Origin of the sequence: Bhargavaea ullalensis, assembly GCF_042432615.1 — a bacterium.
GTDB lineage: Bacteria > Bacillota > Bacilli > Bacillales_A > Planococcaceae > Bhargavaea > Bhargavaea ullalensis.
In genome coordinates this window covers 1-15436 of the sequence record NZ_JBHLWY010000035.1, presented here as the reverse complement: position 1 = coordinate 15436, position 15436 = coordinate 1, and the positions used below count along the sequence as shown (strand labels likewise).

16 protein-coding genes are annotated in these 15436 nt (G+C 58.6%); 15 read left to right on the top strand and 1 reads right to left on the bottom strand.

Translation table 11 applies throughout. From position 1 onward, the window contains the following. The first annotated feature begins 389 nt into the window (after positions 1 to 389). From ACFFIY_RS08370 to pyrG, 3 genes are all read left to right on the top strand, one after another. Positions 390 to 548 (top strand): hypothetical protein, encoded by a 159-nt coding sequence (locus tag ACFFIY_RS08370; RefSeq protein ID WP_354197217.1) that lies wholly within the window; start codon positions 390 to 392, stop codon positions 546 to 548. 72 nt (positions 549 to 620) lie between these two features. Beyond that, complete coding sequence (rpoE, locus tag ACFFIY_RS08365) at positions 621 to 1166, top strand: DNA-directed RNA polymerase subunit delta (RefSeq protein WP_354197219.1); 546 nt, start codon at positions 621 to 623, stop codon at positions 1164 to 1166. A gap of 142 nt (positions 1167 to 1308) precedes the next feature. Continuing rightward, complete coding sequence (pyrG, locus tag ACFFIY_RS08360) at positions 1309 to 2913, top strand: CTP synthase (RefSeq protein WP_354197220.1); 1605 nt, start codon at positions 1309 to 1311, stop codon at positions 2911 to 2913. 100 nt (positions 2914 to 3013) lie between these two features. Here pyrG and ACFFIY_RS08355 read toward each other — a convergent pair whose 3' ends face one another. After that, positions 3014 to 3532 carry a DUF2529 family protein gene (locus tag ACFFIY_RS08355; protein WP_354197222.1) on the bottom strand — a complete coding sequence of 173 codons (519 nt, stop codon included), beginning with the start codon at positions 3530 to 3532 and terminating at the stop codon, positions 3014 to 3016. 162 nt (positions 3533 to 3694) lie between these two features. On the opposite strand from ACFFIY_RS08355, the gene ACFFIY_RS08350 reads away from it, so the two are divergent. From ACFFIY_RS08350 to ACFFIY_RS08295, 12 genes are all read left to right on the top strand, one after another. Further along, a complete protein-coding gene (locus ACFFIY_RS08350) occupies positions 3695 to 4051 on the top strand; it encodes a response regulator (protein ID WP_354197224.1) in 357 nt (118 codons plus the stop codon). Positions 4052 to 4151: 100 nt separating this feature from the next. After that, a complete protein-coding gene (locus ACFFIY_RS08345; RefSeq protein WP_354197226.1) occupies positions 4152 to 5009 on the top strand; it encodes a class II fructose-bisphosphate aldolase in 858 nt (285 codons plus the stop codon). An 86-nt stretch (positions 5010 to 5095) separates the two neighbouring features. Then, the gene (gene fsa, locus ACFFIY_RS08340) at positions 5096 to 5743 is read left to right on the top strand and encodes a fructose-6-phosphate aldolase (RefSeq protein ID WP_354197228.1); all 648 of its coding nucleotides are present in this window, start codon (positions 5096 to 5098) and stop codon (positions 5741 to 5743) included. A 28-nt stretch (positions 5744 to 5771) separates the two neighbouring features. Beyond that, positions 5772 to 7061, top strand: a complete 1290-nt coding sequence (murA, locus tag ACFFIY_RS08335) for a UDP-N-acetylglucosamine 1-carboxyvinyltransferase (protein WP_354197230.1) — start codon at positions 5772 to 5774, stop codon at positions 7059 to 7061. A gap of 65 nt (positions 7062 to 7126) precedes the next feature. Continuing rightward, positions 7127 to 8092 (top strand): class II fructose-bisphosphatase, encoded by a 966-nt coding sequence (glpX, locus tag ACFFIY_RS08330; protein WP_354197232.1) that lies wholly within the window; start codon positions 7127 to 7129, stop codon positions 8090 to 8092. Between the two features lie 132 nt (positions 8093 to 8224). After that, complete coding sequence (rho, locus tag ACFFIY_RS08325; RefSeq protein WP_354197234.1) at positions 8225 to 9508, top strand: transcription termination factor Rho; 1284 nt, start codon at positions 8225 to 8227, stop codon at positions 9506 to 9508. 166 nt (positions 9509 to 9674) lie between these two features. After that, complete coding sequence (rpmE, locus tag ACFFIY_RS08320; RefSeq protein WP_076756795.1) at positions 9675 to 9896, top strand: 50S ribosomal protein L31; 222 nt, start codon at positions 9675 to 9677, stop codon at positions 9894 to 9896. A 343-nt stretch (positions 9897 to 10239) separates the two neighbouring features. Next, entirely contained in the window at positions 10240 to 10851 is a 612-nt protein-coding gene (locus ACFFIY_RS08315; protein ID WP_354197236.1) for a thymidine kinase, read from the top strand. An 88-nt stretch (positions 10852 to 10939) separates the two neighbouring features. Beyond that, positions 10940 to 12016 (top strand): peptide chain release factor 1, encoded by a 1077-nt coding sequence (prfA, locus tag ACFFIY_RS08310; RefSeq protein ID WP_354197238.1) that lies wholly within the window; start codon positions 10940 to 10942, stop codon positions 12014 to 12016. Beyond that, a complete protein-coding gene (gene prmC, locus ACFFIY_RS08305) occupies positions 12003 to 12869 on the top strand; it encodes a peptide chain release factor N(5)-glutamine methyltransferase (RefSeq protein ID WP_354197240.1) in 867 nt (288 codons plus the stop codon). The genes prfA and prmC overlap by 14 nt, the downstream gene beginning before the upstream one ends. A 58-nt stretch (positions 12870 to 12927) precedes the next feature. After that, positions 12928 to 13506 (top strand): stage II sporulation protein R, encoded by a 579-nt coding sequence (locus tag ACFFIY_RS08300; protein WP_354197242.1) that lies wholly within the window; start codon positions 12928 to 12930, stop codon positions 13504 to 13506. A 42-nt stretch (positions 13507 to 13548) separates the two neighbouring features. Then, a complete protein-coding gene (locus tag ACFFIY_RS08295; RefSeq protein WP_354197252.1) occupies positions 13549 to 14580 on the top strand; it encodes an L-threonylcarbamoyladenylate synthase in 1032 nt (343 codons plus the stop codon). Positions 14581 to 15436 lie beyond the last annotated feature (856 nt).

The window sequence follows — 15436 nt, the reverse complement described above, 5'->3', positions numbered from 1 at the left end:
ACGGATCCCGGCCTGAACCGTACGGAACCCGGCTTGAGTCGTACGGATCCGTCCCCGAGTCGTACGGGCTGAGTCACCCGGCGCCCGGATGCGGCCGAGTCGTACGGATCCCGGCCTGAACCGTACGGATCCCGGCTTGAGTCGTACGGATCCGTCCCCGAGTCGTACGGGTTGAGTCACCCGGCGACCGGATGCGGCTGAGTCGTACGGAACCCGGCTTGAACCGTACGGAACCCGGCTTGAGTCGTACGGATCCGGCCCCGAGCCGTACGGATCCGCTCTCCGCCGCTCATTCCGAAAAGAATCACCCATGATGTCCCTTTTCAGGGGCATCATTTTCTTCTGCTGTTGTATAATGTAGGAAAGCCCGCCGAGGGAGGTTTTGCCGGTTGAAGCTCTCTATCCATATCTTCATCATGCTCGTCCTGGTGGTCGCCACCGTCCTGCTGTACAACCATGGTCTGGCGGCGATTCCGCTGATCCTGCTGTCCGTCCAGCTTTTCTGGCTCACTTTCCGCGGCATGCGGCTGCTGAAAAAACAGACATGAGGGTGGCATGGGAATGCCCGGATTGTATATAATGGGGATTATGCCACCGTATGCAGAAAGGACGTGCGCCTGATGAACCTGAACCTCCAAGAACTGACGAAAGAACAATTGAAAGAAGAAGCATTCATAGATCTTGCCTATGCCCTCCTTGAGGAACGCCGAGAGCCGATCCCGTTTGAAGGACTGATGGCGGAACTGAAAAAGCTGCTCGGACTGTCGGAAGCCGAAATGAAAGAACGCCTCGTGCGTTTTTACACGGACTTGAACATCGACGGGCGCTTCCTGGCGCTCGGAGACGGCCGCTGGGCACTTCGTGAATGGTACCCGGTCGACAAGATCGAGGAAGAAACCGCGCCGGTCGTGAAGACGCGCAAGAAAAAGGCGAAGGCGAAAGTCGTGGATGAAGACGACGAAGAAGACGAGGATCTCCTGGCGGACGACGAAGAAGACTTCGACGACGAGGACCTCGATGAGTTTGCCGACGACGAAGAAGAAGACTTTGACCTCGATGAAGAAGACGAAGAAGAAGAGGAAGAGGATGTCGATCTTGATGAAGACCTCGACCTTGACGAAGAGCTCGAAATCGATGAAGAGGATGAAGAAGAAGAGGAAGAATAAACTTGACTTCTTCCTTGCCCCGGGTTTATGATTTATTCGGGCTCCTGAATTAGGAGATAGTAAATGTGCGTATGCGCTCCCCTGCAGAACGGCTTGCAGGGGAGCGTTTTTTGTTTTGGCAACCAAGGGAGGAAAATCGAACATGACAAAGTATATTTTCGTTACAGGCGGCGTTGTTTCGTCGCTCGGCAAAGGAATCGTGGCAGCTTCACTCGGCCGTCTCCTGAAAAACCGCGGCCTTGCCGTGACCATCCAGAAATTTGACCCGTACATCAACGTGGACCCGGGTACGATGAGCCCGTACCAGCACGGGGAAGTATTCGTGACGGAAGACGGCGCGGAGACGGACCTTGACCTCGGCCACTACGAGCGCTTCATCGACATCAACCTGTCGAAGTACTCCGCCGTCACGACCGGCAAGATCTATTCCACCGTTCTTAAAAAAGAACGCCGCGGCGACTACAACGGCGCGACCGTGCAGGTCATCCCGCACATCACGAACGAGATCAAGCAGCGCGTGCTCCGCGCTGGCAAGGAAACGCACGCGGACGTCGTCATCACGGAAATCGGGGGAACCGTCGGCGACATCGAATCCCTGCCGTTCCTGGAAGCCATCCGTCAGCTCCGCAGCGACCTCGGCCGAGATGAAGTCATGTACATCCACTGCACGCTGATTCCATTTATCCATGCAGCCGGCGAAATGAAGACCAAGCCGACGCAGCACAGCGTCAAGGAACTCCGCGGCCTCGGCATCCAGCCGAATCTCATCGTCGTGCGCACCGAGCAGCCGGTTCCGCAGGACATGAAAGACAAGATTGCGCTCTTCTGTGATATCCGTCCGGAAGAAGTGATCGAATCCCGCGACGCCGAAACGCTCTACGAGATCCCGCTCGCCCTCCACCGGCAGGGGATGGATGACCTGGTCCTCGATCATCTGCGCATCATCGCCCCCCAGCCGGAACTCGGCGAATGGACGAAGCTCGTGGACCAAGTCAAGTCGCTTTCAAAATCGGTGAACATCGCACTTGTCGGCAAATATGTCGAGCTCCAGGATGCCTACATTTCCGTCGTCGAAGCACTGCGCCATGCAGGCTATGCGTTTGACGCGGACATCAACGTCAAATGGATCAACGCAGAAGAGATTTCCGACGAAAATGCGGCCGGACTGCTTGAAGGCATGGACGGCATTCTCGTTCCCGGCGGCTTCGGCGACCGGGGCATCGACGGCAAAGTTGCCGCCGTCCGCTATGCCCGCGAACATGAAATCCCGTTCTTCGGCATCTGCCTCGGCATGCAGCTTGCATCGGTCGAATTCGCCCAGCATGTGATGCACATGGACGGCGCGCACTCGTCGGAGCTCGATCCGTCGACCGCTTTCCCGATCATCGATATCATGCCGGACAAAAAAGACCTTGAAGACCTCGGCGGCACGCTCCGCCTCGGCCTGTATCCGTGCAAGCTCAAGCCGGGCACGAAAGCCCATGAGGCTTACGGTGAAGACCTCGTCTATGAACGCCACCGCCACCGCTACGAATTCAACAACGAATACCGCGATGAATTCGAAAAAGCCGGCTTCGTATTCTCCGGAGTGAGCCCGGACGGCCGTCTCGTCGAAATCGTCGAGTTGCCGAACCACCCTTGGTTCGTCGCGTGCCAGTTCCACCCGGAATTCATCTCGCGCCCGAACCGCCCGCAGCCGCTTTTCCGCGAATTCATCCGTGCCTCGATGGAAAATGCGAACAATTAATCAACGTAAAAAGGTCCTGCCAAACTGCGGCGGGACCTTTTTCTTGTGAATAAAGAACGGACGCTCCGCACAAAATCCGGCGGAATGCCCGTCTCTTCGGTCAATCAAATTCGGTGAGCAGCTCGACATAGTCCAAGCGAACGGCTTCATAGATGAAAAGGCCGGCGAGCGCATGGGGCAGGACGGTCCGGCCGCCCTCGTCATCCGGCAACAGGCCCTTCCTCACGCCGAGTGACACGTAGGCATGCGCAAGATCTGCGAGTTCATTGCCTTCTGCATCCTCGGCTTCCGAGGCGAGCGCCGCAAACGGAATGAACTGTTCAGACAGCCGGCGGGCGAGCGCCAGAGCCTCTTCGTCCGATGCGGACCGGGTGAGGATCCAGACGCGGTCCGCGCTTGTCATGTCCTCTCCGCGGTAGCGGACGGCGCCTTTGAACGGCTCCGCTCCGCGTATTGCGTTCGCGCTCACGGCGCCGAGTTCCCCGAATGCGGCAAAGTAGACCTTTCCCTGTCCGGTCGTCGCCTGGGCGAGCAGCCGGGCGGTCATCCCGATTGCCTCTTCCTCGCTTGATGCAATGCGCTGAAGAAGGCCGGTGATCTGAGTGGTGAGCATTTTCATGGCAATCCCTCCGCCTTCATTATAAAACGGCGGGGCGCGAAAGCACACGAATTACACCGCAATCTGGCGGAAACAATTCAGATTTTTCCTTTGATTTAAAGGGAAATCCCCCTGTATCTCGAATACAAACCAATACTGACTAGGACGGAAGGCGTGATGGGGATGAAGCGGATTTTGGTCGTGGACGATCAGAACGGAATCCGGCTGCTGCTGGCAGAGGTGTTCAGGCGGGAGGGGCACGAAACGGTACTTGCGAAAAACGGATTTGAAGCGCTGGAAAGACTTCGCGAAACGGAGCCCGACTGTGTGCTGCTCGACATGAAAATGCCCGGAATGGACGGCATCGAGGTGCTCAAGGAGATCAAGGCGGCTGCGCCGGCGACCCCGGTCCTCATGATGACCGCATACGGTGAGCAGGAGCAGATTGACGCGGCGAAAGAACTCGGTGCGGCCGATTATTTTACAAAGCCGTTCGACATCCACGAATTGCGGACGGCCGTCAACGAACTCCTCGGATGAACGGGCAGGCAGTGGCGGACACTGCCTGTTTTTGTTATGATGGGAGAGTGTATGAAAGATTGAAAAACAGCAATTCCTATATTCGAAGGAGGAATCCCAGATGGCACTTGTCTCCATGACTGAAATGCTGAAAAAAGCGAAGAACGAAGGCTATGCAGTCGGGCAATTCAACATCAACAACCTCGAATTCACCCAGGCGATCCTGGAAGCGGCCGAAGAAGAGAAATCCCCGGTCATCCTCGGCGTCTCCGAAGGGGCAGGAAAATATATGGGCGGCTTCAAGGCGGTCGTCCCGATGGTGAAAGGCCTCATGGAATCGTACGGGACAACCGTGCCGGTCGCCATCCACCTCGATCATGGCTCGTCGTTTGATAAATGCAGGGAAGCGGTGGAGGCCGGGTTCACGTCGGTCATGATCGACGCCTCGTCCAAGCCGCTTGAAGAAAATATTTCGATCACGTCCGAAGTCGTCGAATTTGCGCACAAGCACGGCGTGTCCGTCGAAGCCGAACTCGGTGTCGTCGGAGGACAGGAAGACGATGTGGTCGCGGACGGCGTCATCTATGCCGATCCGAAGGAATGCGAGGAACTCGTCAGCAAGACCGACATCGACTGCCTGGCACCCGCGCTCGGCTCGGTCCACGGCCCGTACAGAGGCGAGCCGAACCTCGGCTTCAAGGAAATGGAAGAGATTTCAAAGCAATCCGATCTTCCGCTCGTTCTGCACGGCGGCACCGGCATCCCGACAAAGGATATCCAGCGCGCCGTCTCGCTCGGCACGGCGAAGATCAATGTCAACACCGAAAACCAGATTTCCGCGACGAAAGCCATCCGCGAAGTGCTGAACAACGACCCGGATGTCTACGACCCGCGCAAATACCTCGGGCCGGCACGCGAAGCCATCAAGGAAACAGTCAAAGGCAAGATGCGTGAATTCGGTTCTTCGGGGAAAGCTTAAGGAAGCAGGATGGAAAAGGAGCGGCGCCCGGGCGGCACCCTCCTTCTTTCCGTTCATCAATCGGTACACGGGAGGAACAGACCACTATGAAATTTTTCATCGATACAGCCAACTTTGACGAAATAAAAGAAGCCCATTCATGGGGCATCCTGTCAGGCGTGACGACAAACCCGTCGCTCGTGGCAAAAGAAAATGTCGCATTCCATGACCGCCTGAAAGAAATTGCGGAACTCGTTCCGGGATCCGTCAGCGCGGAAGTCATTTCAACCGACGCAGAAGGCATGATCCGCGAAGGGCGTGAACTTGCGGCCATCGCTCCGAACATCACGGTCAAACTGCCGATGACGGAAGAAGGTCTGAAAGCCTGCTCGACTTTCGCCAAGGAAGGCATCAAAACGAACGTCACGCTCATCTTCAGTGCCAACCAGGCGCTTCTTGCCGCACGCGCCGGTGCCACTTACGTGTCCCCGTTCCTCGGACGCCTGGACGACATCGGACAAAACGGCATGGACCTGATCGCAACAATCGCCGAAATCTTCTCGATCCACGGCATCGACACGGAAATCATCGCCGCATCAATCCGCCATCCGCAGCACATCACGGAAGCCGCTTTGAACGGTGCGCATATCGCCACGACGCCGCTGAAAGTACTCAAGCAAATGTTCCACCATCCGCTGACAGACAAAGGCCTCGAGGCGTTTCTCGCTGACTGGAACCGCCGCTCGGCCGAATGAGCCGACGATGCAGAACGAGGGGAAATGAATGGACGTATATAAAATTAACGGCGGACGGGAACTAAAGGGCACGGTGAAAGTGAGCGGTGCGAAAAACAGCGCGGTTGCACTCATCCCGGCCTCGATTCTGGCCGGATCCGAAGTGACGATCGAAGGCCTGCCCGAAATCGCCGACGTGCTGACGCTGAAGCTGCTGCTCGAGGAAATCGGAGGCGTCGTCTCGTTTGAGGGCGGGACGATGAAAGTTGACCCGGCCGGCATGATCGCGATGCCGTTGCCAAACGGCAATGTGAAGAAACTCCGGGCGTCTTATTATCTGATGGGCGCCATGCTTGGCCGCTTCGGCCGCGCAGTCATCGGGCTGCCCGGCGGCTGCCATCTCGGCCCGCGCCCGATCGACCAGCACATCAAAGGATTCGAAGCGCTCGGTGCGGCGGTGACGAATGAGCACGGATCGATTTATCTGCGAGCGGACAAGCTCCGCGGCGCGAAAATCTATCTGGATGTTGCAAGTGTCGGCGCGACGATCAACATCATGCTCGCCGCCGTGTTGGCAGAAGGGCGCACCGTCATCGAGAACGCGGCGAAAGAGCCGGAGATCATTGATGTCGCGACGCTCCTGTCGAACATGGGCGCGAATATCAAGGGAGCCGGCACGAACGTCATCCGGATCGACGGCGTCGAGTCGCTGTCGGGCACGACCCACACGATCATTCCGGACCGCATCGAGGCGGGCACTTATATGATCATGGCCGCCGCGGCGGGCGGAGGCGTCACGATTGACAACGTCATCCCGTTCCACGTCGAAGCCCTGACCGCGAAGCTGCGTGAAATGGGCGTCGGCGTCGTCGAGGAGGAAGAACGGATCTTCATTCCAAAAACGGAAAAACTGACGTCGGTCGATGTGAAAACGCTCGTCTATCCCGGTTTTCCGACCGATCTGCAACAGCCGTTCTCGGTGCTGCTCACCCAGGCGGCGGGCTCGTCCGTCGTCACCGATACGATTTATTCCGCCCGGTTCAAGCATATCGACGAACTCCGCCGGATGAATGCCTCTGCAAGAGTCGAAGGCCGTTCCGCGATCATTTCCGGACCGACTGATCTCCAGGGCGCCTCCGTCCGCGCCTCCGACCTCCGCGCCGGGGCCGCCTTGATCCTGGCCGGTCTGCTGGCCGAAGGGGAAACGGAAGTGCAGGAGATTCACCACATCGAACGCGGATACTCGAACATCGTCGAGAAGCTGAGAGGGCTCGGCGCGGACATCCGAAAAGAGCGGATTCCGGCAGAAGCGGCAGGCGGTGCGGGACGGCCCGGCTGAGCCGGAGCCCGTCTCTTGAGCAACGAATGAACGGACCCCGGACCGGGGAGGAAAGGATGAACAGGATGGAACGCAGTTTATCAATGGAACTTGTACGGGTAACGGAGGCCGCCGCGCTCAATTCAGCGCGCTGGATGGGCCGCGGCCTGAAAAACGAAGCCGACGATGCGGCGACGTCCGCCATGCGGACCGTGTTTGACACGATTCCGATGCAGGGCGTCGTCGTCATCGGCGAAGGGGAAATGGACGAAGCACCGATGCTTTACATCGGCGAAGAACTCGGCACGGGCTCCGGTCCCGCGGTTGACGTCGCGGTCGATCCGCTTGAAGGCACGAACATCGTCGCTGCCGGCGGCTGGAACGCCCTCGCCGTGCTCGCCGTCGCCGATCGCGGCAATCTGCTCCACGCGCCGGACATGTATATGGAAAAACTCGCCGTCGGACCGGAATCGGTCGGCAAAGTCGACATCGACGCGCCGGTCATCGACAACCTCCGCGCCGTCGCCAAGGCGAAAAACAAAGACATCGAGGACGTCGTCGCAACCATTCTCCACCGTGACCGGCACTCGAAAATCATCGAGGAAGTCCGCGCGGCCGGCGCCCGCATCAAACTCATCAACGACGGAGACGTGGCCGGGGCGATCAATACGGCCTTCGACGAAACCGGCGTTGACATCCTGTTCGGATCGGGCGGAGCGCCTGAGGGCGTCATCGCCGCAGTCGGCCTGAAGTGCCTCGGCGGGGAGATCCAGGGCCGCCTCATCCCGTCCAATGACTTGGAGATCGAGCGCTGCAAGAAAATGGGCATCGAAGTGAACACTGTCCTCCGGATGGAAGACCTTGTGCGCGGCGACGACGCCATCTTCGCCGCAACGGGCGTCACAGACGGAGAACTGCTGTCGGGCGTCCAGTTCAAGGGAGCGTATGGTTCGACGCACTCGCTCGTCATGCGCGCGAAATCGGGCACGGTCCGTTTCGTTGAAGGACGCCATTCCCTGAAGAAAAAACCGCACTATGTAATGGAATACTGATTTTACATTCATGCCCGGCGACTGACGCCGGGCATCTCCTTCTTTATCATTCTTCCCTGACTTGGGCGGACCGGCCAAACCCGGCCGGTCGGACGCCCAAACCCCCAACCGAGCGAAGAGAGGTGACCGCCCATGGCGGAAGTGACGCTGGCCGGCCTTCAGGACATGACGCTGAAGGAACTGTACGGCCTCGCACGGAAATTCAATATTTCCTACTACAGCAAGATGACGAAAAAAGAACTCGTCCTCGCGATTTTGAAATCGCGGGCTGAACAGGAAGGGTATTCCTTCATGGAAGGGGTGCTTGAAATCATCCCGACCGAAGGATACGGCTTCCTGCGGCCGATCAACTATTCTTCGAGCTCTGAAGACATTTACATCTCCGCGTCCCAGATCCGCCGGTTCGACCTGCGAAACGGCGACCGGGTGAGCGGCAAGGTGCGCCCGCCGAAGGAGAACGAGCGCTATTATGGGCTTCTTCAGGTGAACGCGGTGAACGGCGAAGACCCCGAAACGGCGAAGGAGCGCGTCCATTTCCCGGCTTTGACGCCGCTATATCCCGACCGGCAGATCAAGCTGGAGACAGAGCAGACCCAGTTGTCGACTCGCATCATGGACCTCGTGTCGCCGGTCGGCTTCGGGCAGCGCGGGCTCATCGTCGCGCAGCCGAAAGCCGGGAAAACCCAGCTCTTGAAAGAAATCGCGAATGCCATCACCGAAAACCATCCGGATGCCGAGCTCATCGTTTTGCTCATTGACGAGCGGCCGGAGGAAGTGACCGACATCGAACGCTCGGTGAAGGCGGACGTCGCCAGTTCCACATTTGACGAAACGCCGGACAATCATGTGAAGGTTGCGGAACTCGTCCTGGAGCGGGCGATGCGCCTCGTTGAGCACAAGCGGGACGTCATCATCCTCATGGACTCGATCACCCGGCTTGCCCGGGCGTACAATCTGGTCATCCCGCCGAGCGGACGGACGCTTTCCGGCGGGATCGACCCCGCGGCGCTCCACCGGCCGAAGCGGTTCTTCGGGGCGGCGCGCAACCTCGAGGAAGGCGGCAGCCTGACCATCCTCGCGACGGCGCTCGTCGAAACCGGCTCCCGCATGGATGACGTCATCTATGAGGAATTCAAAGGGACCGGCAACATGGAACTCCACCTCGACCGGAGTCTCGCGGAACGCCGGATCTTCCCGGCGATCGACATCCGCCGCTCCGGCACGCGGAAAGAGGAGCTGCTCATCCCGAAAGACCGGCTCGAGAAACTGTGGGCGATCCGCCGCACCTTCTCCGACACGCCGGACTTCGCCGAACGCTTCCTGAAGAAGCTCCGCAACACCGCCAGCAACGAAGAATTCTTCCGGATGCTCGATAAAGAAATGAAGGAAAAGCGGGGCGGAAAAGGACTGCTTTGACTTCCGGATTTATTTATTGCACCGGCGGGCGAGAGGTGCTATAATGAGAAATGTAAGCTTGCGACTATCTGACAGCATATACGGTTCGCCTGTATGACCGTGTAAGGCTGCAGTATCATAATAGTACTCTGTTCCAGATGGTTCAGGGCGAGAGGAGAAACAATTTATGAAAACTGCAATTCACCCGGACTACAAAACAGCGACCGTCACTTGCTCTTGCGGCAACACGTTCGAAACAGGTTCCGTTAAAGAAGACATCCGCGTGGAAGTCTGCTCCGAATGCCACCCATTCTACACGGGTCGCCAGAAGTTCGCTGCAGCCGACGGCCGGATCGACCGCTTCAACAAAAAATACGGCCTCAAAGAAGAAGGCCGCGACGAAGAATAATCTCTTCGCACCGACCCGTCCGGACATCCTGTCCGGGCGGGTTTTTAAGTGGACGGATGGTTCCCGAGGGTATCCGGAGAAACGTTGATTGTATCGGGCAGAACGTTGATTGTATCCGGAGAAACGTTGATTGTATCGGGCAAAGCGTTGATTGCATCGGGCAAAGCGTTGATTGTATCCGGAGAAACGTTGAGGGTTGAACCGCTGCCGCCGGTCTTCGCCTCGCCATACCACATCCGGCCAAAAAATTAAAGACGGGAAATGGTACATAATATCCGTTAAGATAAAGTTTCGGAAACCATGGACGGGGGAGAGCCCCTGAGGTTGGAAAGGGGAATTCCGGATGTATGTTTCATTGCAGGGCGGCTGGGTTGAGGTGATCTGCGGCAGTATGTTTTCGGGGAAGTCCGAGGAACTGATCCGCCGGCTGCGCCGCGCCCGTTTTGCCAAACAGGAAATCGCCGTGTTCAAGCCGGCGGTCGATAACCGGTACAGCGACAATTCGGTCGTCAGCCACAACGGGAATGAAATCATTGCGATGCCGGTGGCGGATTCCCGGCAGATCTGGCGCCATCTCGACGACAGCGTGGATGTTGTCGGGATTGACGAGGCCCAGTTTTTTGACGAGGGCATCATCGAAATGGCGAGTGAACTGGCGGATCATGGCTACCGGGTCATCATCGCCGGGCTTGATCAGAATTTCCGCGGCGAGCCGTTTGGGCCGATGCCGCAGCTGATGGCAATCGCGGAAAATGTTACGAAGCTCCAGGCGGTCTGCACGGTGTGCGGATCGCCGGCGAGCCGGACGCAGCGGCTCATCAACGGCAAGCCGGCGCACGCGGATGATCCGGTGATTCTGGTCGGCGCGTCGGAAGCATACGAGCCGAGATGCCGGATGCACCACGAAGTGCCGAACGGCGTTTCGGTGAAGAGCCTGGCGCTAGAGGACGAATAAACCACAAGGCACCTGCCCGAAAGACGGCCGGGTGCCTTTTGCGTTATAATGGAATGATCATCAAGATGGAAAATCGGAGGGCCACGCCATGTATGAACGGCTGCAGGCGGTTGAAGACCGCTACGAAAAACTGAATGAACTGCTGAGCGACCCGGAGATTGTGTCAGATGCCGGATTGCTCCGGAAATATTCCAAGGAACAGTCGGACATCGCCCGGACGGTAGAAGTGTACCGGAGCTACAAATCCGCAGAGTCCGAACTGAAAGAGGCACGCGGGATGCTGTCGGAAAAGCTCGATGACGAAATGCGCGACCTTGTGAAGGAAGAAGCGTCGGAGCTGGAAGAGAAGATCGCCGCCCTCGAGGAGGAATTGAAAGTGCTTCTTCTCCCGAAAGACCCGAACGACTCCCGCAACGTCATCATGGAAGTGCGCGGGGCGGCCGGCGGAGACGAAGCTGCACTGTTCGCCGGTGATTTGTTCCGGATGTACAGCCGCTACGCCGAGTCGAAGGGCTGGAAAACGGAAGTGATGGATTCCTCGCCGACCGGGCTCGGCGGATTCAAGGAAATCATTTTCATGATCAGCGGGCACGGGGCTTATTCCCGGCTGAAGTTCGAGAACGGGGCACACCGTGTGCAACGCGTGCCGGAAACGGAATCCGGCGGTCGGATTCACACGTCCACGGCGACGGTCGCGTGCCTGCCGGAAGCGGAAGAAGTCGAGATCGAGCTCCACGACAAAGATATCCGCGTCGACACATTTGCCTCAAGCGGACCCGGCGGGCAGTCGGTCAATACGACGATGTCCGCCGTCCGGCTCACGCACGTTCCGACCGGCACCGTCGTTTCGTGTCAGGATGAAAAGTCCCAGATCAAGAACAAAGAAAAGGCGATGAAGGTGCTGCGCGCCCGCGTGTATGACAAATTCCAGCGGGAAGCCCAGGCGGAATACGACGCCAAGCGGAAATCGGCCGTCGGTTCGGGCGACCGCTCCGAGCGGATCCGCACTTATAATTTTCCGCAGAACCGTGTAACCGACCACCGCATCGGGCTGACCATCCAAAAGCTGGACCAGATCATCGGCGGCAAGCTCGACGAAGTGATCGATGCGCTCATCATGGAGGAGCAGGCAGAGCGCCTGGAGCAGCTCGATGCAGCAGAATAAAACGATTGCGGCCGTGCTTGCAGAAGGAAAGAAGCAACTGCGCGCTGCCGGCCGGGAAGATTATGCGGCGGAGCTCCTGATGCAGCATGTGCTCGGTGTGGACCGGACCGGGCTGCTCATCCGGCTGCCGAACGAACTAGAACAAGGGCCGCGGAATCAATTCCTGTCGGGGATCAAATCCATGGAATCGGGCATCCCGCTTCAGTACGTGACCGGCTGTGAGGAGTTTTTCGGCCGGACATTCCGTGTGACGCCGGACGTGCTCATTCCACGGCCGGAGACGGAAGAGCTGGTCGAGGGAGCGCTCAGCCGCGCGTCGCGGATCTGGCCGTCGGAAGGGTCGCCGCTGCGGATGGCTGATATCGGGACGGGCAGCGGGGCCATTGCCGTGTCCTTCAAGCTCGGCCGTCCGGATGCCGAGGTCACGGCGACGGACATTTCATCGGCGGCACTCCGGGTCGCGAAGGAAAATGCGGAGCGGCTCGGTGCATCGATTTCATTTGCCGAAGGAGATATGGCGGAGCCGCTGACTGGCGGAAAGTGGGACATCATCTTGTCGAACCCGCCGTACATTGCGCCGGCGGAAGCCGTCGGAATGGCCGACACGGTCACCGGCCACGAGCCGCACGGCGCTTTGTTTGCAGAAGAGGAAGGGCTCAAGCATTACCGGACGCTCGCGCACGCACTGCCGGCACTGATGAAGCGGCCGGGGCTCGTCGGCGTCGAAATCGGCCACACACAGGGACCGGCCGTGTCGGGTTTATTTGCCGAAGCCTTTCCGGACGGAGATGTTAAGGTTGTCTGTGACATTAATGGAAAAGACCGGTTCGTATTTTGCGAGCTATTGAAATAAAATAGTTGAATAGATTCCTCCTTCCCTGTCCACAATGCGGGCAAGGGAGGAAGAGAACATGCTGAATGACTACACAATTAAACGAACCGAAACATTGAAAGAAAAGATGCGGGCCGTCATTCCGTTTGCCCAGTTTGTCCTGATGCTGTTCATCGTCCAGTGCGCATTGTTCCTGATGAACGGTGCCGGGGCGGAAGAGGCGGAGGGCATGCTGCGGATCCGGGTGATCGCCGACAGCAACCTGGAGTCCGCGCAGGCGGAAAAACAGGAAATCGTCGAGCTGATCGCACCGGTGATCAATCAGGCAAGGCTTGAAAGTCGCACGCCGGAAGAACTGGCCATCCGGCTGGATGAGTCTTTGCCTGTGCTGCTCGGCGAACTGGGCGAAGGCGTGACGCTTGAGCGGGGGCCGGCCGTGTTTCCGCCGAAAAGCTTCAAAGGCGGTGTGCTTGCCCAGCAGGAGGCGGATGCGTGGGTCGTGAAGATCGGGAGCGGACGCGGCGATAACTGGTGGTGCGCGCTGTTCCCGGATGTGTGCGACCCTCCGGAAGAATCGGCGTCCGAGCTGAAGGAAGAAACGGAAGAAGAGCCGGTGACGTTCTTCCTCGTCGAATGGCTGAAAGGCCTGTTCGCCTAAGGAGGAATGGCCGGATGGTCCGGCGGAAAGGAAGAGATCGAGATGGAAACGGAGAAAGCGGTGCTGACGGGGAGAGGGGACGAGGAGCACTTTGAGCGGGCTGTCCGCCTGCTTCTTGAAGGGGAGCTCGTCGCCTTTCCGACGGAGACGGTTTACGGGCTTGGGGCCCTCGCCACGTCAGAAGAGGCGGTCCGGAAAATCTATAAGGCAAAGGGACGTCCGTCCGACAATCCGCTGATCGCGCATGTCGGGACAGCGGAGGAAGTAATGAAGTATGCGGCGGATGTGCCGAACTCTGCGAAAGTGTTGATGGATGCATTTTGGCCGGGTCCGCTCACGCTCATCCTGAAGGCGGCGCCCGGTGTGTTCGCCCCGTCGGTCACGGCCGGACTGGACACCGTCGGGCTCCGCATGCCGGATCACCCGGTCGCGCTCCGTCTGCTGCGCCAACTCGGCCGGCCGGTCGCCGCACCGAGCGCAAACACGAGCGGCAAGCCGAGCCCGACATCCGCCTACCATGTGGCGGCTGACCTGGCCGGCAAAATTTCTTACATACTGGACGGCGGCCGCACCGGCATCGGCATCGAGTCGACCGTCCTGGATCTCACCTCGGAGGTACCGGCCATTCTCCGGCCGGGCGCGGTGACGGCCGGCATGCTCGAGCCGCTCATCGGCCCGGTCAACGGATCCGCCGAAGCGGCGGAAGCAGGAGTTGCGGCACCCCGGGCCCCGGGAATGAAATACACCCATTATTCGCCGGAAGCACCGGTCTTCATAATCCGGCCGGATGTAGGGGAGATCCGTGAGGCGGTCGACGGGCTGCACCGGGAAGGGCGCCGTGTCGCACTCGTCGCGCCTGCCGGTTTCAAAGAAGCCGGCGCCGACTGGTTCTTCCCGGCCGGCAAGGCGGGGGACCCCGAATCCGTCTCCGCCGACTTGTACGCCGCACTCCGCGAATGTGACACAACCGACGCCGACCTGATCCTAGCGGCCGCCGTCGAAGACCACGGCATCGGCCGCGCCGTCATGAATCGGCTGAACAAATCCGCCGGCGGAAAATGGTTCGGAAAGTGAAGAGAAGCATGAACAACCGTCTCGAGGGAGGCGGTTGTTTTTTAGTTCTTCAGAGGTGAGTCGTACGGATTGAGGGTTGAACCGTACGGATCGGGCGTTGAGTCGTACGGATCGGTTGTTCCAGGCGTGAGCCGTACGGATGCGGCTTCGAGTCGTACGGATTGAGGGTTGAACCGTACGGATCGGGCGTTGAGTCGTACAGGTTGATTCTTCCAGAGGTGAGTCGTACGGATGCGGCCTCGAGTCGTACGGATTGAGGGTTGAACCGTACGGATCAGACGTTGAGTCGTACGGATTGGTTGTTCCAGGCGTGAGCCGTACGGATGCGCCCCCGAGTCATACGGATTGAGGGTTGGACCGTACGGATCGGGGGCTGAGTCGTACAGGTTGATTCTTCCAGAGGTGAGTCGTACGGATGCGGGCCCGAGTCGTACGGATTGAGGGTTGAACCGTACGGATCGGGGACTGAGTCGTACAGGTTGATTCTTCCAGAGGTGAGTCGTACGGATGCGGCCTCGAGTCGTACGGATCGAGGGTTGAACCGTACGGATCGGGGGCTGAGTCGTACAGGTTGATTCTTCCAGAGGTGAGCCGTACGGATGCGGCCTCGAGTCGTACGGATTGAGGGGTGAACCGTACGGATCGGGCGTTGAGTCGTACAGGTTTTTGCTACTTACTGAGGCAAAATGAAAAAGGCGAAAGTTTTATTTTGGGGCGCTTTTGGGCTCTAAAATCAAATTTTGGGGCAAGATTCACCATCAAAATCAAATTTCGACCCATCAACAGTAACGGGAGGAGGCTTCCCGAGATTTCCTGCCCATGCTATGGTTTGGGAAAGGGGGTCAGGACAATCGAA